Raw genomic sequence first — 18,069 nt, 5'->3', positions numbered from 1 at the left:
CGGGCAAGCGCCTGTGGCGCGGCACCTCCTGGTATGACGCCTTTCCAGGATAGGGCCGATACCTGCAACAAGGTGCTGCCCAGAAGTTTCAAGGCGCAACGCTGGCGGGAGCCTTCTGGGACGTCTGCCCGGGCCGGGCACGCGCGCCTTGGCGGCGCGCCGCGCGGCGTCCTTGCCCAGGGCAGCGGCGCAAAAAAAACGCGCCCGGCAAGGGGCGCGCCTGGACTCGCGGCTTCCCCCCGGCAGACCGAAGGGAAGGTAACAAGCCTTAACGGTGTTTGAAGTCCGGTTTACGCTTCTCGACGAAGGCGGCCATGCCTTCCTTCTGGTCCTCGGTGGCGAACAGCGAATGGAACACGCGGCGCTCGAACAGCAGGCCTTCGTTGAGCGAGCCCTCGAAGGCGCGGTTGACGCATTCCTTGGCCATCATGACCGAGGGCAACGACATGGAGGCGATCACGGTGGCGGCGTCCAGCGCCTCTTCCATGAGCTTGTCGGCCGGCACCACGCGCGACACCAGGCCGGCGCGCTCGGCTTCGTCGGCGCCCATCATGCGGGCGGTCAGGGCCAGGTCCATGGCCTTGGCCTTGCCCACCGCGCGCGGCAGGCGCTGGGTGCCGCCGGCGCCGGGGATCACGCCCAGCTTGATCTCGGGCTGGCCGAACTTGGCGGTGTCGGCGGCGATGATGATGTCGCACATCATCGCCAGCTCGCAGCCGCCGCCCAGCGCGTAGCCGGCGACCGCGGCGATCACCGGCTTCCTGATGCGCTTGAGCGTTTCCCAGTTGCGCGTGATGTATTCGCTGCTGTAGACGTCCATGTACGTCCAGCTCTTCATGGCGCCGATGTCGGCGCCCGCGGCGAAGGCCTTTTCACTGCCGGTGATGACGACGGCGCCGATGTCCGGGTCCGCCTCGAAGGCCAGCAGGGCCGCGCCGAGTTCGTCCATCAGTTGATCGTTCAGCGCGTTCAGCGCCTTGGGGCGGTTCAGCGTCAGCAGGCCCACGCGGCCCCGGGTTTCGACCAGTACGAACGACTCGCTCATTGCATGTCTCCAGATAGGGTATGAAAGTAAGATATGAGCATGAAAACAAAGACCCCCCACGCCACGCGCGCCCGGCGCGTGTCCGCCGCCCCTCGTGGGAGCAACGCGGCGGTCCCGCAATCCCCCGTACTTTACCGCCTCTGGCCGCAGGACCCGGCCGGGCATCGCTACCGGATAACCCTGACGGTGGCCGAACCGGCCGCCGACGGCCAGCGCCTGTCGCTGCCGGCCTGGATCCCGGGCAGCTACCTGATCCGCGACTTCTCGCGCCAGATCGAATCGCTGACGGCCTATTCCGGCGCGCGGCGGGTGACGGTGAACAAGCTCGACAACCACACCTGGCAGGCCGCGCCCTGCGACGGCCCGCTGCGCGTCGAATACGAGGTCTATGCCTGGGACCTGTCGGTGCGCGGCGCGCACCTGGACGAAACCCACGGTTTCTTCAACGGCACCAGCGTGTTCCTGCGCGTGCACGGCCAGGAACAGCTGCCCTGCCTGGTCGACCTGGCGCCGCCGCGCGGCATCGAGGGCTGGACGGTGCACACCAGCCTGCCGGAAGCGCGCGGCCTGCCTGGCGCGGCCCGCCGCCACGGCTTCGGGCTGTACCGGGCGCCCGACTACGACGCGCTGATCGACCACCCGGTCGAGATGGGCACGCCGCAGGTCGTCAGCTTCACCGCCCACGGCGCCGAACATGAACTGGTCTTCACCGGCGTGGCGCCCAAGCTGGATCTGGCGCGCATCGCCGATGACGTGCGCCGCATCTGCGAAACCCAGATCGCCTTCTTCGAGCCGCGCACCCGCCACGCGCCCTTCCTGGACAGCGCTGACCGCTACGTGTTCATGACCATGGTCACGAACGACGGCTACGGCGGCCTGGAGCATCGCGCCAGCACCGCGCTGATGACCGCGCGCAAGGACCTGCCGGTGCTGGGCCAGCAGGGCCAGGGCGAAGGCTATCGCGGCTTCCTGGGCCTGGTCAGCCATGAATACTTCCACACCTGGAACGTCAAGCGCATCAAGCCCGCCGCCTTCGCGCCCTACGACCTGTCGCAGCCCGACCTGACCCGCCTGCTGTGGGTATTCGAGGGCTTCACGTCCTATTACGACGACCTGCTGCTGCTGCGCTCCGGCGCCATCACGCAGGCCGACTACCTGCGCCTGCTGGCCAAGACCATCACCGGCGTGGCGCGCACGCCCGGCCGCCTGAAGCAGTCGGTGGCCGAAAGCTCGTTCGACGCCTGGACCCGCTACTACAAGCAGGACGAGAACTCGCCCAACGCCCTGGTCAGCTACTACACCAAGGGTTCGCTGGTGGCGCTGGGACTGGACCTGCTGATCCGCCAGGAAACCGCCGGCGCGCGCTCGCTCGACGATGTGATGCGCCTGCTGTGGCAGCGCCACGGCCGCGACTTCTACCAGGGCCGGCCACAAGGCCTGGCGGAAGACGGCCTGCCCGCGCTGATCCGCGAGGCCACCGGCGTGGACGCGCGCCGGTTCATCGCGCGCTACGCCTACGGCACCGCTGACGTGCCGCTGGCCGAATTGCTGGAACCGCAAGGCATCAGGCTGCAATGGAAGACCGCCGCCAACATCCCCACGCTGGAAGTGCGCACGCGCAAGCAGGGCGACACGCTGGCGCTGGCCACGGTGCTGGAAGGCGGCGCCGGCCACAAGGGCGGGCTGTCGGCCGGTGATGTGCTGGTGGCCATCGACGGCCTGCGCGTGGACGCGCCGGCCGGGCTGGAACTGCTGCTGGCGCAATACCGCCCCGGCGACCGCGTCACGATCCACGTGTTCCGCCGCGACGAGCTGCGCGCCTTCCGCGTCCGGCTGGGCGCGCCGCAGGCGCTGGACTGCGTGCTCAGCGAGTCCCGCTGACGCGGGCCGCCTGCCCGGCGGCCTGCAGGAAACTGTCCAGCGCGCGGCGGCGTCCCTGCCGCCGCGTGACCGCGTACACCATGGCCTGCGACAGCGCGGCGGGCAGCGCGCACACGGCGATGCGGCCTTCCATCTGGCGGCAGGCGGATTCCGGCGCCAGCGCCACGCCCAGCCCCGCCGCCACCAGCGCCAGCTGGGCCGGCACTTCCGCCACGCTCTGCGCCACGTCCGGCACGAAGCCTTCGCGCGCACAGGCCTCGGCGAGCCACCGCGCATAGGCCGAGGTGTCCTGGCGCAGCACCACGAAAGGTTCCCGCGCCAGGTCGGCCAGCGCCAGCCGCTTGCGACCCGCCAGGCGATGCCCGGCCGGCAGCGCCACCGCCACCGGATCCGGCCACAAGGGCTGCGATTGCAGCTCCTCGTCGTCGACCCGCGTGCGCGAGATGCTGAGGTCGATGCGATGCCCGCGCAGCGCCTCGATCTGCGCCGCCGGGCTCATCTCGTTCAGCAGCACCGACACCTGCGGGTGCGTGCGCCGGTAGCGCGCGATCAGCGCCGGCGCCGGCCCCATGAAGTGCGATCCCGACAGGCCGATCTCGATGCGGCCGGCCAGGCCCTGGTCCACCGCCTGCGCGCGCACGGTCGCGTCCTTGAGCCGGCCCAGCGTGACGCGCACGTCGTTCAGGAAGGCCTCGCCGGCCTCGGTCAGCGCGACGCGGCGATTGTTGCGGTCGAACAGCTTCACGCCCAGCTCGCGCTCCAGCTGCGCGATCTGCAGGCTGAGCGGCGGCTGGGAGATGTGCAGGCGCGCCGCCGCGCGGGTGAAGTTCAGTTCTTCGGCCAGCACGGCGAAGTAGCGCAGTTGGCGGAGTTCCATGACGGGGAGCGTAGGCCGGGCGACGGCGAATGATTTGCCAAAGATATGAAACCAGACAAAAACTATATTGGAAAGTATCAATTCCGGCGAGCAGAATAAACACGACACTGACGCGCCGGCCCCTGCGGCCCTGACAGTCCGCCGATCCTGACATCACGCGGACATAGGCCGGAAGCGCGCAGCCATTCCAAGAATCTCCGGAGACCAATCATGTCCGCCTCCCCGCGCCACATCCGCATCGGCCAGATCGTGCCCAGCTCCAACACCACGATGGAAACCGAGATCCCCGCCATGCTGCGCCGTCGCGAGGCCTTCGCGCCCGAGCGCTACACCTTCCATTCCAGCCGCATGCGCATGAAGCAGGTGACGGCGGCCGAGCTGGCGTCCATGGACCGCGAGTCCGACCGCTGCGCGCAGGAACTGTCCGACGCGCGCGTCGACGTGCTGGGCTATGCCTGCCTGGTGGCCATCATGAGCCAGGGCCTGGGCTATCACCGCGTGTCGCAGGAACGCCTGCACCAGGCCACGGTCGCCAACGGCGGCGCGGCGCCGGTGATTTCCAGCGCGGGCGCGCTGGTCGAGGGCCTGCACGCCATCGGCGCGCGCAAGGTCGCCATCCTCACGCCCTACATGAAGCCGCTGACCAAGCTGGTGGTGGACTACATCGAGCATGAAGGCATCGAGGTCCACGACAGCCTGTCGCTGGAGATCCCCGACAACCTGAAGGTCGGCGCGCAGGATCCGCTGGCGCCGGCCGAGCATGTGAAGCGGCTGGACACGCGCGGCGTGGACGCGGTGGTGCTGTCGGCCTGCGTGCAGATGCCGTCGCTGGCCTCGATCCAGCCCACGCAGGACCGTCTCGGCCTGCCGGTGGTGACGGCGGCCGCCGCCACGGTCTACCGAATGCTGCAGGAACTGGGCCTGGACACGCGCGTGCCGGACGCCGGCGAACTGCTGTCGGGCAAGTATTGAGGCCAGGCGTCGGCGGCCAGCCCGCTCATTCTCCGGCGCGCTCCCAGCGCCGCTGGATGGCCTTGGCCGCCACCACGCCATCGGCCATGGACGTCACCACGCAGGGATGCATGCGGTGCGCCACCTCGCCGATGGCGTAGATGTCGGGCACGCTGGTCTCGGCCGTGGCGAAGTCGGTGCGGATGTAGCCGCGCTCGTCGCGCGCCAGGCGCAGATCGTCGGCGAAGCCCGCCTGCGGCTCCCAGCCGTAGAACACCAGGATCAGGTCGTACTGACGGCCGTCGACGCTGCGCGCGGCGGGATCGACCTGGTAGGGGCCGATGCGCACGCCCTCGCGGCCGGCGCGCTGCACCCATTGCTGCTGCGCGCGCACGCTGCGGGCATATAGATGCACGGCGCGCGCGCCGCGGTTGCGCACGTAGACATAGTTCTCGAAAGCGTTGTCGCCGCCGCCCAGCACCGCCACCGACAGGCCGGAATAATCCTGCGCCACGATGGGCGAGCCGGGGCCGATCAGCACGCCGGGCCAGGACGCGCCCGGCGGATGGTCGGGCAGGCCCTTGGCGCGCACGCCCGAGGCGATCACCAGGGTGCGGCCGCGCACGCGCGTGGTTTCGCCCCCGGGGCCGGCCAGCGTGGCCTCGATGCCGCCCTTGCAGGGACGCACGTCCGTGGTCCGGGTCGACAGACGCAGCGGCACGCCGGCGGCGCGCACGCTGGCATCGATATTGGCGGCGACCTGCTGGCCGGTCACGCCCGGCAGCACCGCGATCCAGTCGTCGGCGAAGGGATTGTCGTTGCCCAGCCCGCCCAGCCGCTCGCTGGCCTCGACCAGCAGCGGCGACAGGCCCAGCCGGGCCAGCCACAGCGCGCAGGAGGCGCCCGCCGGCCCGCCGCCTACAATGACGGAATCGTAAACTTGTTGCATTGCGTCCCTTGATCGCCCGCGGCGCATCCTGACAGCGCCGGGCCATGCATGGATTGTAGCCAGCGCGGCGGTGCCGCCCGCGCCGCCGCTACAATTCCCGCATTCCCTTCCTGGTTTTCATCATGCCCACACGTCGCATCATCCTCACCGGGCTCGCCCTCGACGCCCGCATCGGCATCCTCGAGCACGAGCGCCGCGCCACCCAGCCCCTGCATGTCGACGCCGAGTTCGACGTGGACATCGCCCGCTCGGTCGACGACCACGACATCCACAGCGTGCTGGACTATCGCCGCCTGCGCGAGGCCATCGTCGAGGAATGCACGCAGGCGCATGTGAACCTGATCGAAACGCTGGTGGAACAGGTCGCCGCGCGCCTGCTGGCCGACTTCCAGGAAGTGCGCTCGCTGCGCCTGCGCATCAGCAAGCCCATGGCGTTCTCGGACTGTGCCGCCGTGGGCGTGGAAACCCAGATCTCGCGTTGAACATGAATTCCATCGCCCCCCCCGAGCCGCTGGCCGCCCCCGCCGAAGCAGACCAGCCCGCGGTGTCCCGTCGCCACGACAAGGCCCGCCTGGAAGGCAACAAGCTCTCCAAGCGCCTGGCGCGCGAGACCACCCGCGCCCTCTCCGACTACAACATGATCGAGGCCGGCGACAAGGTCATGGTCTGCCTGTCGGGCGGCAAGGACTCCTACGCGCTGCTCGACATCCTGCTGCAGCTGAAGAAGCGCGCGCCCTTTCCCTTCGAGGTGATCGCGGTCAACCTGGACCAGAAGCAGCCGGGCTTTCCCGCCGACATCCTGCCGCGCTACCTGACCGAGCTGGGCGTGCCCTTCCACATCGAGACACAGGACACCTATTCCATCGTCACGCGCGTGCTGGAAGAGGGCAAGACCATGTGCTCGCTCTGTTCGCGGCTGCGCCGGGGCATCCTGTACCGCGTGGCCAGCGAGCTGGGCGCGACCAAGATCGCGCTGGGCCACCATCGCGACGACATCCTGGGCACCTTCTTCCTGAACCTGTTCTACGGCGGCAAGACCAAGGGCATGCCGCCCAAGCTGGTCTCGGACGACGGCCGCCACACGGTGATCCGGCCGCTGGCCTACGTGCCGGAAAGCGACCTGATCGCCTACGCCGAGCTCAAGCAGTTCCCCATCATCCCGTGCAACCTGTGCGGCTCGCAGGAGAACCTGAAGCGCAAGGAAGTGGGCCGGATGATCCAGGAATGGGACCGCAAGCATCCGGGCCGCTCCTGGAACGTGTTCAACGCGCTGTCGCGCGTGGTGCCCTCGCATCTGATGGACCGCGATCTGTTCGACTTCGCGGGGCTCAAGCCCACGGGCGTGCCCGATGCCAATGGCGATACCGCGTTCGACACGGTGGATCCGGAGGACGAGGCCGACACGTCTTGCGGCGATACGCCGCAAGCCGCGGAACCCGGCGCCATTGCCGAACAGAAGATCGTCTTTTCCCGCAGCTGATGCGGCGACGGACATGAAACAGGGGCTGCGCATGCAGCCCCTTTTGCCTTGCCGCGCCACGCAATGGCGCGCAGCGCCCTGCCTTGTCAGGCGTTCAGCACGCGCACCGGCGCGCCCGCCCGCCAGGCCCGCACCGCTTCCAGCGCGTTGCGATAGAAAGCCTCGAAGTTCTCGCGGCTGACGTAGCCCAGGTGCGGCGTCAGGATGACGTTGTCCAGGTCACGCACCGGATCGGTCGGCGACAGGGGTTCGTCGGGATACACGTCCAGCCCCGCGCCAGCCAGGCGGAACTTCACCAGCGCGTCCATCAGCGCGGCCTGGTCCACCAGGCCGGCGCGCGAGGTGTTGACCAGGTAGGCCGTAGGCTTCATGGCGGCCAGCGCGGCCGCGTCGACCACGTTGCGCGTGCGGTCCGACAGCACCAGATGCAGGCTGACCACATCGGACGTGGCGAACAGTTCATGCTTGTCGACCCGCGTCACGCCGGCCTCGCGGGCGCGCTCGTCGTTCAGGTTGGGGCTCCAGGCCACCACGTCCATGCCGAAGGCCAGCCCGACCCGGGCCACGGCGGCGCCCAGCTTGCCCAGGCCGACCACGCCCAGGCGCCTGCCGGCCAGCGGCTCGGGCATGGCGGTCTGCCACATGCCACGGCGCATGGCCGCGTCCTCGGCGGGCAGGTGCTTGAACAGGCCCAGGATGTGCGCCCAGGCCAGCTCTGCCGTGGCGGTGGCCGCCAGCGCGTCTCCCGGCGCGCCGCAGACGGTGACGCCGCGCGCCTTGCAGGCCGCCATGTCGATGGCGTTGTTGCGCATGCCGGTGGTGATCAGCAACCGCAGCCTGGGCAGGGCCTGGATGCGGGCCGCTGGAAACGGCGTGCGCTCGCGCATGGCGACGATCACGTCGAAATCGGCCAGTTCGGCCTCGGCCTGAGCGTCGGGAATGTGGCTGTTGAAGATGCGGACTTCAGAGTCCCCGCCGAGCGAGGTCCAGTCCGCATAGCGCCGCGCCACGTCGTGATAATCGTCGAGGATTGCGATTTTCAAGCTCGTCTCCGGGAGGGCTGGCCCGCGCCAGCCCCCGGCCGGCGCGGGCGGGGCGGATCAGTTCAGGCGTTCTTTCAGCTGGTCCAGCGGCAGCGCGCCGCTGATGCGGGAACCGTCGGCGAAGAACAGCGTCGGCGTGCCGCGCACCATCAGGCGCTGGCCCAGCGCCAGCAGCTTGGCCTCGGGCACGTCGCATTCGGCGGCGGCCGGCTTCTGGCCGCGCAGCATCCAGTCGTCCCAGGTCTTGCCCTGGTCCTTGGCGCACCAGACGTCGCGCACCTTGATCTTGGAATCGGGCGACAGGATCGGGTACAGGAACGTGTAGATGGTCACGTTGTCCACCGATTCCATGGTCTTGCGCAGCTGCTTGCAATAGCCGCAGTTCGGATCCTCGAAGATCGCGACCTTGCGCGAGCCGTCGCCCTTGACCTGTTTGATCGCCAGGTCCAGCGGCAGCTGGTCGAAGGTCACGGCACTGAGCTTTTCCTGGGATTCGCGGGTCACGTCGCGGCGCGTCATGGCGTCGATCAACGGACCTTCCATGACCCAGGTCACTTTTTCATCGGTGTAGATCAGATCCATGCCCAGCTGCACTTCGAACAGGCCATAAGGCGTGCGCCGCACGGCGGTCACGTCCATGCCGGAAAAGCGCTGGCGGAAGCGATCCTTCACCGCGTCGGCCACGGGGTCCGCGGGCGCCACCTGGGTCGTGGACACCACCTTGTCGCCCTTGCCGGCCTGGCCGGTGGTGACGGTGGACACGGACTTGTCTTCCTTGGCCAGGACCGGGGCCGACAGGCCCAGGCCGCCCACGGCCAGGCAACAAGCCGCCAACGCGGCCGAAACTCGGAAATTCATGGGGACTCCTGTGCAGATATGTCGATTTCTTGGCGGAAAGGGTAACCGATCCGCGTAGGGGCGCAGCGCCCGCAGAGCCATCAGACCGGGACGGGAAGGCGAGGTTCCACTCGCCTGCCAACCCGACCCCATTTTTCATCAGGTCGGACCCGTCCCAACCGTACTGCGACCGATGACCTCTCGCGCGCCCCTCTCAGGCAGGCTAGTTCTTCGATGCGCCCGCGATCAGATGCCGCTTGATCATCGGCGCGTGCTCGACCCAGCGCATGCCGGCGTTGCGCAGCCAGGCCAGCGGCGTGGCGCGCGCGGCGAACAGCTTGTGCAGGCCGTCGGTGGCCAGGCGCATGGCCAGCACCGGCTCGGCGCGGGCGCGCTGGTAACGGTGCAGCACCCGCAGGTCGCCCGCCTGGCGGTAGGGTTCGCGGCCGGCCACGGCCTCGACCAGCGCCTCGACGTCGCCCAGGCCCAGGTTCAGCCCCTGGCCCGCCAAAGGATGCAGGCGGTGCGCGGCATCGCCCGCCAGCGCGATGCCCGGCGCCACCATCTGCGCGCGTTCCAGCGTCAGCGGAAAGCCATGCAGCTTGCTGCGCACCGTCAACTTGCCCAGCCGGCCCTCGGCCGCGTGCGCCAGCAGTCCTTCCAGCGCGGCGGCCTGCTCGCCCTGCGGCAAGGCCAGCAGCCGCGCCGCGGCCTCTTCGCGCATGGACCAGACCATCGACACCTGCGCGCCGTCGGACGTGTCCGGCAGCGGCAGCAGCGCCAGCACGCCGTCGTCGCGGAACCACTGAACGGCGGTGCCCTGGTGCGGCCGTTCGGCGTCCAGGTGCACCACCAGTCCGGTGTCCTTGTACGGCACCGCCTCGTGTTTGAGGCCAGCGGCCTCGCGCAGCGGCGAGGCCGCGCCGTCGGCGCCCACGAACAGCTCGGCGCGGATGCGGGCCCCGTTCTCCGTCTGGATCTCGCCGTTGGCGTAGCCCGCGCAGCGGTCCTCGATCCAGGGAATGCCGAACAGGCGCACGGCCTGGATCAGCACGCGCTCGATCTCGCCCGATTCGACGATCCAGGCCAGTTGCGGCAGCGCCGCCTGCCAGGCGTTGAGATGGACCTCGCCGTCGGCGTCGCCGTGGATCTCCATGGCCTGTACCGGCGTCAGCCGGGCGGCGGGCATGGCGTCCCAGACGCCCAGGCCGGCCAGGAACCGCTGGCTGGCCGGGGAGATCGCGTACACGCGCGGGTGGTAGTGGTCGGCTTCGGCCGCCGGCACCGAGGCGCGCGGGGCCAGCACGGCCACGCGCTGCCCGCGCCGGGCCAACGCCAGGGCGGTCGACAGGCCGACGATGCCGGCCCCGCAGACTACGATCTGATGAGTCATCGCGCGCTGGGCTCCCCTGCCTGTTTGGGCCACAGCAGCCACATCTGGCCGCGCTGCTTCATGCGGCCCGCCTGCTGCCCGGCTTCCTCGCCGTAGCCCCAATAGAAGTCGGCCCGCGCCGCGCCGCGGATGGCGGTGCCGGTGTCCTGGGCGAACACCAGCCGCTGCAACGGCCGGTCGGACGCGGGATACGTGGTGGCCAGGAACACCGGCGTGCCCAGAGGCACGAAACCGGCGTCCACCGCCACCGAACGCTGCGGCGCCAGAGCGATGCCGTAGGCGCCCTTGGGCCCCTGTTCCGGATCAACCACGGCTTCCTCGCGGAAGAACACCACGGCCGGGTTGGCATTGAGCATTTCCGGCACGCGCTTCGGGTTGCGCTGCGCCCAGGCGCGGATGTTCTGCATGGAGGCCTGGTCGGCCGACAGTTCGCCCCGGTCGATCAGCCAGCGGCCAATGGACGCGTAGGGCTGGCCGTTGTGATCGGCGTAGGCCACGCGGATGGTCTTGCCCGAATCGGGGCCGTCGGTCAGCAGCACGCGGCCCGAACCCTGCACCTGCAGAAAGAAGTTGTCCACCGGATCGTCCACCCACACCAGCACGGGCGGACGGCGGCCCGAGGCCTCGATGGCGGCGCGGGTGTCGTAGGGCACGACGCGCTTGCCGTCGAGCTTGCCGCGCACGCGCTTGCCGGCCAGTTCCGGATACACCGACCCCAGGTCGATGGTCAGCAGGTCCGCCGGCACGGTGTACAGCGGCCATTGATAGGCGCCGCCCTGCCGCCGCGAACCGCGCACCAGCGGCTCGTAATAGCCGGTGACGGTGTTCGTGGCCGGCTTGCCGTCGGCGGCATTCAGCCGCCAGGGTTGCAGATAGGTTTGCAGGAAGCGGCGCACGCCCTCGCCGTCGCCCGCCGCCGGCGCGCGCGCCGGATCGGCCGCGGCCGCGCAGACCGGCTGCCAGGCGCGCGGCGTGGCGCGGGCCGGCGCGGCCAGGTTGCCGCTGGTGGGCCGCATCAGCCCGCGGCAATTGCGGATGAACAACGGCCAGAACTGCGACAGGTCGTCGTTGCTCCAGCCGGGCATCTCGGCCCAGGAAGCGGGCTTGAGCTTGCCGGCCAGCGCGCGCGGCGGCGTGTCCGCCAGCGCCGACAGCGACGGCACGCGCAGCGGGCCTTCGGCCGCGGGGGCCGATATGCCTGGGCCAGCGCCCGATTCAGGGGGGATTTCGGAGGTGGTGGTGCACGCGGCAAGCAGCGCCGATAGCACGGACAGACAGAGAATGCGCTTCATGGGCCAGAAAAAACAGTCGCCTCGCGGCGTCAGTGCAAGGTACGCGGCATCGCCAGGACGAATTCGGAAATCGGCACCTCGAACGGGATGCCGTTCTCGCCGACGCAATGATAGGTGCCGCGCATCGTGCCCACCGGGGTGGGCAGCGGGCAGCCGCTGGTGTATTCGAAGGTCTCGCCGGGCGCCAGCAGGGGCTGCTGCCCGACCACGCCCAGCCCGCGCACTTCCTGCACGCGCTGGTTGCCGTCGGTGATGATCCAGTGGCGGCTGATCACCTGGGCCGGGTGTTCGCCGGTGTTGGTGATGCGAACGGTATAGGCGAACACGAACTGGTGCTCGCCCGGATCGGACTGTTCGGGAACGAAGCGCGGAGAGACAGAGACGCTGAGGTCGTAAGGTTTCACAGTCCTTCCCTGTGTGGGGATGATGCACCCGGGGCGGCTCCTGGCGCCACGCCAGGGCGTTCCAGGACGCGCTGGCGGCGCGCTTGTCGGACAACCGCGGACGGACGCCGCCGCAAGGGCTTTTCCCGACTTCGCGCCCCAAACTGCAATAATGGCACATTATGCCCTCCCGCACCCCGAACGCCATGTCGAACGCCACCCGCATCACTCCCAGCATCCTGTCCGCCGACTTCGCCCGCCTGGGCGAGGAAGTGCGCGACGTCGTCGCCGCCGGCGCCGACTGGATCCACTTCGACGTGATGGACAACCACTACGTGCCCAACCTGACCATCGGCCCGATGGTCTGTGCGGCGATCCGCCCGCACGTGACGGTGCCCATCGACGTGCACCTCATGGTCGAGCCGGTGGACGAGCTGGTGCCCATGTTCGCCAAGGCCGGCGCCGACTACATCAGCTTCCACCCGGAGGCCAGCCGCCACGTGCACCGCACGCTGTCGCTGATCCGCGAGCAAGGCTGCAAGGCCGGACTGGTGTTCAACCCGGCCACGCCGCTGTCGCTGATGGACCACGTGATGGACAAGATCGACCTGGTGCTGCTCATGTCGGTGAACCCCGGCTTCGGCGGCCAGAGCTTCATCCCCAGCACCCTGGCCAAGCTGCGCGAGGCGCGCGCCCGGATCGACGCCTGGACCCAGGCCGGCGGCCAGCCGATAGCGCTGCAGGTCGACGGCGGGGTCAAGATCGACAACATCGCCGAGATCCGCCGCGCCGGCGCCGACACCTTCGTGGCCGGCTCGGCCATCTTCGGCAAGCCCGACTACCCCGGCATCATCAAGTCCATGCGCGAGCAGATCGCGCTGGGCGAGAGCCTGTCCGCCTGAGCCTCGGGAACAACGCCATGACCGCATTCCGCGCCGCGCTGCTGGACCTGGACGGCACCCTGCTGGACTCCATCCCCGATCTGGCCTGGGCCGCCAACGCCATGCGCGTGGAGCTGGGCATGGCGCCGCTGCGCGAGGACGTGGTGGCCACCTTCGTCGGCAAGGGCGTGGACAACCTGGTGCGCCGCAGCCTGGCCGGCAGCCTGGAGGCGGCCGAGCCGGACGCCGACGCCTTCGCCCATGCCCGCGAGATCTTCCACCGCCACTACCACGAGGTGAACGGCGAGAAGGCCACCGTCTACCCCGCCGTGATCGAGGGCCTGAAGCACCTGCGCGAGCAAGGACTGAAGCTGGCGGTGGTGACCAACAAACCCACCGAATTCACCCTTCCGCTCTTGCAGCGCGCCGGCCTGGCGGGCTTTTTCGACGCCGTGGTCTGCGGCGACACCTGCGCCCGGCGCAAGCCCGATCCGGATCAGGTGCTGCATGCCTGCGAGCTGCTGGGCGTGGCCCCGCGCGAGGCCGTGACCATCGGCGACTCCATCAACGACGCCCAGGCCGGGCGCAATGCCGGCACCCAGGTGCTGGTGGTGCCTTATGGCTACAACGAAGGTCGTGACGTGCGCGAGCTGGATGTCGATGGTATAGTGGACACGCTTGTCGACGCCGCCCGGTGGGTCGCGCTCTGGAATCAAAACAGGGACGCAGCTGAAATCCATCATGGCATCGCCGGGCCGCAAGCCTGATCGACAACGCAAAACCCTGCGCAACGCAAGAACGCTCGCACAACACATGAACATTTCCATCCAGAACCAAATGCTCGGCGCCTCGTGGCGCTGGTGGCGTTTGTCTTCCGGGTGGCGATGATTCCCTTCCCGGCCCTAGACGCGACGTAGCCGCCTAGCGCCGACACTGTGCAAGCACAGCGCCAAGCCCGGAACCAGTAACCTGGACCGGGCTTTTTTGTTGCGCGCCCGGTCCCGAATGCGAAACCCCGCGAATACCGCGACACCCCCGCAAACCATCGCCGACGAGACCCGACATGACCGAAATCGAATTCAAAGCCCTCGCCGCCCAAGGCTACAACCGCATCCCGCTGGTGGCCGAGACCTATGCCGACCTGGACACGCCGCTGGGCATCTACCTGAAGCTGGCCCATGCCGGCCCCCAGGCCGGCCGCATGACCTGCCTGATGGAATCGGTGGTGGGCGGCGAGCGCTTCGGCCGCTATTCGTTCATCGGCCTGCCGGCGCGCACGGTGATCCGCGCCAGCGGCACGCGCACCGAGGTGCTGCACGACGGCAAGGTCAGCGAAACCCATGACGGCAACCCGCTGGCATTCATCGAGCAATACCAGGCGCGCTTCAAGGTCGCGCTGCGCCCCGGCATGCCGCGTTTCTGCGGCGGCCTGGCGGGCTATTTCGGCTACGACACGGTGCGCCACATCGAGCCCTGCCTGGGCCCGGCGGTCAAGCCCTTCCCGGCCGGCATGGAAGGCGGCACGCCGGACCTGATGCTGATGCACGTGGACGAGCTGGTCATCGTCGACAACCTGGCCGGCCGCATCTACCTGATGGTCTACGCCGACCCGGCCCAGCCCGAGGCCTACAGCCGCGCCCAGCAGCGCCTGCACGACCTGCGCGCGCGGCTGCGACGCCCGGTGGAAATCCCGTACAGCCACGCCAGCATGCAGACCGAGGAACGGCGTGATTTCAAGAAGGAAGACTATCTGGCGGCCGTGCACCGCGCCAAGGAACACATCGCCGCCGGCGATCTGATGCAGGTCCAGGTCGGACAAGTCATCGCCAAGCCCTTCCGCGATTCGCCCCTCTCCCTCTACCGAGCCCTGCGGTCCCTCAATCCCTCCCCCTACATGTACTTCTGGAACTTCGGCGACTTCCAGGTCGTGGGCGCCTCGCCCGAGATCCTGGTGCGCCAGGAGCGCATCGTCGACAACGGCGTACCGAAGTCCCAGATCACCATCCGCCCGCTGGCCGGCACCCGCAAGCGCGGCGCCACGCCGGAAGAGGACGCGGCGCTGGCGGCCGAACTGAAGGCCGATCCCAAGGAAGTGGCCGAGCACGTCATGCTGATCGACCTGGCGCGCAATGACGTCGGCCGCGTGGCCGAGGTGGGCTCGGTCAAGGTCAGCGACACCATGGTGATCGAACGCTACTCGCACGTGATGCACCTGGTGTCCAACGTCACCGGCACCCTTAATCCCGGCATGAGCAGCATGGACGTGCTGCGCGCCTCCTTCCCCGCCGGCACGCTGACCGGCGCGCCCAAGGTCGAGGCCATGAAGCTCATCGACGAACTGGAACCGGTGCGCCGCGGCATCTACGGCGGCGCGGCCGGCTACCTGAGCTATGGCGGCGAGATGGACGTGGCCATCGCCATCCGCACCGGCGTGATCAAGGACGGCACGCTGTATGTGCAGGCCGCCGCCGGCATCGTCGCCGACTCCAATCCGGAAGCCGAATGGGCCGAGACCGAAGCCAAGGCCCGCGCCGTGCTGCGCGCGGCCGAGCAGGTGCAGCACGGCCTGGACGAACCCATCTGAGCGCTCCCCGACAACCGATACGACCAGCGGAGCCGGCCCCGGCTCCCCAGGAGAGAAGAACATGCTGCTGATGATCGACAACTACGATTCGTTTACCTACAACCTGGTGCAGTACTTCGGCGAACTGGGCGAGGACGTGCGCGTCGCGCGCAACGACCAGATCACGCTGGAGGAGATCGCCGCGCTCAACCCCGACCGCATCTGCGTGTCGCCCGGCCCCTCCTCGCCGGCCGAGGCTGGCATCTCGGTGCCCGTGATCCAGGCCTACGCCGGCAAGAAGCCCATCCTGGGCGTGTGCCTGGGCCATCAGGCGATCGGCGCGGCTTTCGGCGGCGACATCGTGCGCGCCCAGCAGATCATGCACGGCAAGACCGTCCGCATCTCGCACACCGGCACCGACATCTTCACCGGCCTGCCCACGCCCTACACGGTGATCCGATACAACTCTCTGACCATAGACCCGGCCACGCTGCCCGACTGCCTGGCCGTCACGGCCACGGCGCCCGACGGCGACATCATGGGCGTGCGCCACAAGACCCTGCCGCTATACGGCGTGCAGTTCCATCCCGAGTCCGTGCTCAGCGAGCACGGCCACGCGCTGCTGCGCAATTTCCTGAACCTCGCCTGAAGAAGGACGCATCGTGACCATTTCCGCCGCCGAAGCGCTCACGCGCTGTATCGAACACCGCGAAATCTTCCATGACGAGATGCTGCATCTCATGCGCATGCTGATGCGCGGCGAGATGTCGCCGCAGATCGCCAGCGCCCTGCTGATGGGCCTGCGCGTCAAGAAGGAAACCATCGGCGAGATCACCGCCGCCGCGCAGGTCATGCGCGAATTCGCCACGCCCGTGGTCACGCCCAATCCGGCCGACCTGCTCGACATGTGCGGCACGGGCGGCGACGGCAGCCACACCTTCAACATCTCCACCACGTCCATGTTCGTGGCCGCCGCCGCCGGCGTGCCCATCGCCAAGCACGGCAACCGCAGCGCCTCCTCGTCCAGCGGCAGCGCCGATGTGCTGGAAGCGCTGGGCGCCAACCTGACGCTGTCGCCCGAGCAGGTGGCCGAATGCATCCAGGCCACCGGCATCGGCTTCATGTTCGCGCCCGCCCACCACGGCGCCATGAAGAACGTGGCCGCCGTGCGCAAGGAACTGGCCGTGCGCACCATCTTCAACATCCTGGGCCCGCTGACCAACCCGGCCGGCGCCGCCAACCAGCTGATGGGCGTGTTCCACGCCGACCTGGTCGGCATCCAGGTGCGCGTGCTGGAGCGCCTGGGCTCGCGCCATGTGCTGGTGGTGCATGGCAAGGACGGCATGGACGAGGCCTCGCTGGGCGCGGCCACGCTGGTGGGCGAACTCAAGGACGGCAAAGTCTCGGAATATGAGATCCATCCCGAGGACTACGGCCTGTCCATGATGTCGAACCGCAGCATCAAGGTATCCAATCGCGAGGAATCGCGTGCGCTTGTCATCGAGGCGCTGGACAATGCCGAGGGCGCCGCCCGTGATATCGTCGCGCTCAACGCGGGTCTGGCCATCTATGCCGGTAACAAAGCTGGTTCCATTCCCGAAGCCTTGGCGCTAGCATTCGAAATGATCGCCACCGGCGCCGCACGCGCCAAGCTCGAAGAATTCTGCGCATACACCCGGAAATTCCAAAAATGAACGACATTCTCGCGAAGATCCTCGCCGTCAAGGCCGAGGAAGTCGCAGCCGCACGCCAGATGCGCAGCGAAGCCGAAGTCCTGCGCGAGGCGCAGGCCCGGCAGGACGTGCGCGGCTTCGCGCAATCCATCGAAGACAAGATCTCGCAAGGCAAGCCCGGCGTGATCGCCGAAATCAAGAAGGCCTCGCCGTCCAAGGGCGTGCTGCGCGAAACATTCAGCCCGGCCGAGATCGCCGCCTCGTATGCCGTGCACGGCGCGGCCTGCCTGTCGGTGCTGACCGACGTGCAGTTCTTCCAGGGCTCGCACGACCACCTGCGCCAGGCCCGCGCGGCCTGCTCCCTGCCGGTGCTGCGCAAGGACTTCGTGATCGACCCCTACCAGATCATCTCGGCCCGCGCCATGGGCGCCGACTGCGTGCTGCTGATCGTGGCCGCGCTCAGCCCCGGCCAGCTGCGCGAGATGGAAACGCTGGCGATGGAACTGGGCATGGACGTGCTGGTGGAAGTGCACGACGCCAAGGAACTTGAAGTCGCGCTTACGATGAAGACGCCGCTGCTGGGCATCAACAACCGCAACCTGCGCACCTTCGAGACCAGCCTGTCGAACACGCTGGACCTGCTGCCCCTGATTCCCGCCGGCAAGCGCGTCGTGACCGAAAGCGGCATCCTCAAGCCCGAGGATGTTCAGCTGATGCGCCAGCACAAGGTCGACGCCTTCCTGGTGGGCGAAGCCTTCATGCGCGCGCCCGATCCGGGCGCGGAACTGGCGCGGCTGATCCGCTGATCCCCTGCCCCCTGA

Annotated in this window: 18 protein-coding genes; 10 read left to right on the top strand and 8 right to left on the bottom strand. The window is 68.8% G+C overall.

All coding sequences use genetic code 11. The features are described 5' to 3' along the window. Positions 1-268 precede the first annotated feature (268 nt). Positions 269-1,045 carry an enoyl-CoA hydratase gene (locus tag C2U31_RS06815; protein ID WP_103272152.1) on the bottom strand — a complete coding sequence of 259 codons (777 nt, stop codon included), beginning with the start codon at positions 1,043-1,045 and terminating at the stop codon, positions 269-271. A 39-nt stretch (positions 1,046-1,084) separates the two neighbouring features. Between C2U31_RS06815 and C2U31_RS06810 the strand changes: the two genes are divergently transcribed. After that, positions 1,085-2,926 carry a M61 family metallopeptidase gene (locus tag C2U31_RS06810; RefSeq protein ID WP_103276287.1) on the top strand — a complete coding sequence of 614 codons (1,842 nt, stop codon included), beginning with the start codon at positions 1,085-1,087 and terminating at the stop codon, positions 2,924-2,926. Here the strand turns inward: C2U31_RS06810 and C2U31_RS06805 are convergent. Then, the gene (locus C2U31_RS06805; protein ID WP_103272151.1) at positions 2,910-3,803 is read right to left on the bottom strand and encodes a LysR substrate-binding domain-containing protein; all 894 of its coding nucleotides are present in this window, start codon (positions 3,801-3,803) and stop codon (positions 2,910-2,912) included. The genes C2U31_RS06810 and C2U31_RS06805 overlap by 17 nt on opposite strands. 210 nt (positions 3,804-4,013) lie before the next feature. Here C2U31_RS06805 and C2U31_RS06800 point away from each other — a divergent pair, with 210 nt between their 5' ends. Continuing rightward, positions 4,014-4,775: an Asp/Glu racemase gene (locus tag C2U31_RS06800; protein ID WP_103272150.1), complete on the top strand. Its 762-nt coding sequence runs from the start codon at positions 4,014-4,016 to the stop codon at positions 4,773-4,775. Between the two features lie 25 nt (positions 4,776-4,800). On the opposite strand, the gene C2U31_RS06795 is transcribed toward C2U31_RS06800, so the two are convergent. Next, on the bottom strand, positions 4,801-5,703 hold the full coding sequence (locus tag C2U31_RS06795; RefSeq protein ID WP_103272149.1) for an NAD(P)/FAD-dependent oxidoreductase: 903 nt from the start codon (positions 5,701-5,703) through the stop codon (positions 4,801-4,803). Positions 5,704-5,825: 122 nt separating this feature from the next. Between C2U31_RS06795 and folB the strand changes: the two genes are divergently transcribed. After that, positions 5,826-6,185: a dihydroneopterin aldolase gene (gene folB, locus C2U31_RS06790; protein ID WP_103272148.1), complete on the top strand. Its 360-nt coding sequence runs from the start codon at positions 5,826-5,828 to the stop codon at positions 6,183-6,185. Between the two features lie 2 nt (positions 6,186-6,187). Then, complete coding sequence (gene ttcA, locus C2U31_RS06785) at positions 6,188-7,183, top strand: tRNA 2-thiocytidine(32) synthetase TtcA (protein WP_233772683.1); 996 nt, start codon at positions 6,188-6,190, stop codon at positions 7,181-7,183. Between the two features lie 86 nt (positions 7,184-7,269). Here ttcA and C2U31_RS06780 read toward each other — a convergent pair whose 3' ends face one another. The 5 genes from C2U31_RS06780 to apaG all read right to left on the bottom strand — a co-directional run bounded on the left by C2U31_RS06780 (position 7,270) and on the right by apaG (position 12,152). Then, positions 7,270-8,226, bottom strand: coding sequence for a D-2-hydroxyacid dehydrogenase family protein (locus C2U31_RS06780; RefSeq protein ID WP_103272147.1), 957 nt, complete (start codon positions 8,224-8,226; stop codon positions 7,270-7,272). Positions 8,227-8,283: 57 nt separating this feature from the next. Then, positions 8,284-9,084 (bottom strand): DsbC family protein, encoded by an 801-nt coding sequence (locus tag C2U31_RS06775; protein WP_103272146.1) that lies wholly within the window; start codon positions 9,082-9,084, stop codon positions 8,284-8,286. A 202-nt stretch (positions 9,085-9,286) separates the two neighbouring features. Then, positions 9,287-10,456 (bottom strand): UbiH/UbiF family hydroxylase, encoded by a 1,170-nt coding sequence (locus C2U31_RS06770; RefSeq protein WP_103272145.1) that lies wholly within the window; start codon positions 10,454-10,456, stop codon positions 9,287-9,289. Beyond that, the gene (locus tag C2U31_RS06765) at positions 10,453-11,748 is read right to left on the bottom strand and encodes a murein transglycosylase A (RefSeq protein ID WP_103272144.1); all 1,296 of its coding nucleotides are present in this window, start codon (positions 11,746-11,748) and stop codon (positions 10,453-10,455) included. The genes C2U31_RS06770 and C2U31_RS06765 overlap by 4 nt, the downstream gene beginning before the upstream one ends. Before the next feature lie 29 nt (positions 11,749-11,777). Further along, the gene (gene apaG / locus C2U31_RS06760) at positions 11,778-12,152 is read right to left on the bottom strand and encodes a Co2+/Mg2+ efflux protein ApaG (RefSeq protein WP_103272143.1); all 375 of its coding nucleotides are present in this window, start codon (positions 12,150-12,152) and stop codon (positions 11,778-11,780) included. Between the two features lie 161 nt (positions 12,153-12,313). On the opposite strand from apaG, the gene rpe reads away from it, so the two are divergent. The 6 genes from rpe to trpC all read left to right on the top strand — a co-directional run bounded on the left by rpe (position 12,314) and on the right by trpC (position 18,054). Further along, entirely contained in the window at positions 12,314-13,033 is a 720-nt protein-coding gene (rpe, locus tag C2U31_RS06755) for a ribulose-phosphate 3-epimerase (protein ID WP_103272142.1), read from the top strand. 17 nt (positions 13,034-13,050) lie between these two features. Continuing rightward, positions 13,051-13,779 carry a phosphoglycolate phosphatase gene (locus C2U31_RS06750; RefSeq protein ID WP_103272141.1) on the top strand — a complete coding sequence of 243 codons (729 nt, stop codon included), beginning with the start codon at positions 13,051-13,053 and terminating at the stop codon, positions 13,777-13,779. 296 nt (positions 13,780-14,075) lie between these two features. Next, positions 14,076-15,596 (top strand): anthranilate synthase component I, encoded by a 1,521-nt coding sequence (gene trpE, locus C2U31_RS06745; protein WP_103272140.1) that lies wholly within the window; start codon positions 14,076-14,078, stop codon positions 15,594-15,596. 61 nt (positions 15,597-15,657) lie between these two features. Next, on the top strand, positions 15,658-16,224 hold the full coding sequence (locus tag C2U31_RS06740; RefSeq protein WP_103272139.1) for an aminodeoxychorismate/anthranilate synthase component II: 567 nt from the start codon (positions 15,658-15,660) through the stop codon (positions 16,222-16,224). Between the two features lie 13 nt (positions 16,225-16,237). Next, positions 16,238-17,269, top strand: a complete 1,032-nt coding sequence (gene trpD / locus C2U31_RS06735; protein WP_103272138.1) for an anthranilate phosphoribosyltransferase — start codon at positions 16,238-16,240, stop codon at positions 17,267-17,269. Continuing rightward, positions 17,266-18,054, top strand: coding sequence for an indole-3-glycerol phosphate synthase TrpC (trpC, locus tag C2U31_RS06730; protein ID WP_103272137.1), 789 nt, complete (start codon positions 17,266-17,268; stop codon positions 18,052-18,054). The genes trpD and trpC overlap by 4 nt, the downstream gene beginning before the upstream one ends. The last annotated feature ends 15 nt before the right edge of the window (positions 18,055-18,069 follow it).

The organism is Achromobacter sp. AONIH1, from assembly GCF_002902905.1.
GTDB lineage: Bacteria > Pseudomonadota > Gammaproteobacteria > Burkholderiales > Burkholderiaceae_B > Achromobacter.
Note: the sequence above shows the minus strand (reverse complement) of the source record. Positions and strands in the feature narration are given on the sequence as shown.

Coding starts and splice junctions, on each gene's coding strand:
- ttcA (WP_233772683.1), top strand. CDS start 6,188: ATGAATTCCATCGCCCCCCCCGAGCCGCTGGCCGCCCCCGCCGAAGCA.
- folB (WP_103272148.1), top strand. CDS start 5,826: ATGCCCACACGTCGCATCATCCTCACCGGGCTCGCCCTCGACGCCCGC.
- C2U31_RS06765 (WP_103272144.1), bottom strand. CDS start 11,748: ATGAAGCGCATTCTCTGTCTGTCCGTGCTATCGGCGCTGCTTGCCGCG.
- C2U31_RS06810 (WP_103276287.1), top strand. CDS start 1,085: ATGAAAACAAAGACCCCCCACGCCACGCGCGCCCGGCGCGTGTCCGCC.
- rpe (WP_103272142.1), top strand. CDS start 12,314: ATGCCCTCCCGCACCCCGAACGCCATGTCGAACGCCACCCGCATCACT.
- C2U31_RS06815 (WP_103272152.1), bottom strand. CDS start 1,045: ATGAGCGAGTCGTTCGTACTGGTCGAAACCCGGGGCCGCGTGGGCCTG.
- C2U31_RS06770 (WP_103272145.1), bottom strand. CDS start 10,456: ATGACTCATCAGATCGTAGTCTGCGGGGCCGGCATCGTCGGCCTGTCG.
- C2U31_RS06740 (WP_103272139.1), top strand. CDS start 15,658: ATGCTGCTGATGATCGACAACTACGATTCGTTTACCTACAACCTGGTG.
- C2U31_RS06805 (WP_103272151.1), bottom strand. CDS start 3,803: ATGGAACTCCGCCAACTGCGCTACTTCGCCGTGCTGGCCGAAGAACTG.
- trpC (WP_103272137.1), top strand. CDS start 17,266: ATGAACGACATTCTCGCGAAGATCCTCGCCGTCAAGGCCGAGGAAGTC.
- C2U31_RS06800 (WP_103272150.1), top strand. CDS start 4,014: ATGTCCGCCTCCCCGCGCCACATCCGCATCGGCCAGATCGTGCCCAGC.
- trpE (WP_103272140.1), top strand. CDS start 14,076: ATGACCGAAATCGAATTCAAAGCCCTCGCCGCCCAAGGCTACAACCGC.
- C2U31_RS06775 (WP_103272146.1), bottom strand. CDS start 9,084: ATGAATTTCCGAGTTTCGGCCGCGTTGGCGGCTTGTTGCCTGGCCGTG.
- C2U31_RS06795 (WP_103272149.1), bottom strand. CDS start 5,703: ATGCAACAAGTTTACGATTCCGTCATTGTAGGCGGCGGGCCGGCGGGC.
- C2U31_RS06750 (WP_103272141.1), top strand. CDS start 13,051: ATGACCGCATTCCGCGCCGCGCTGCTGGACCTGGACGGCACCCTGCTG.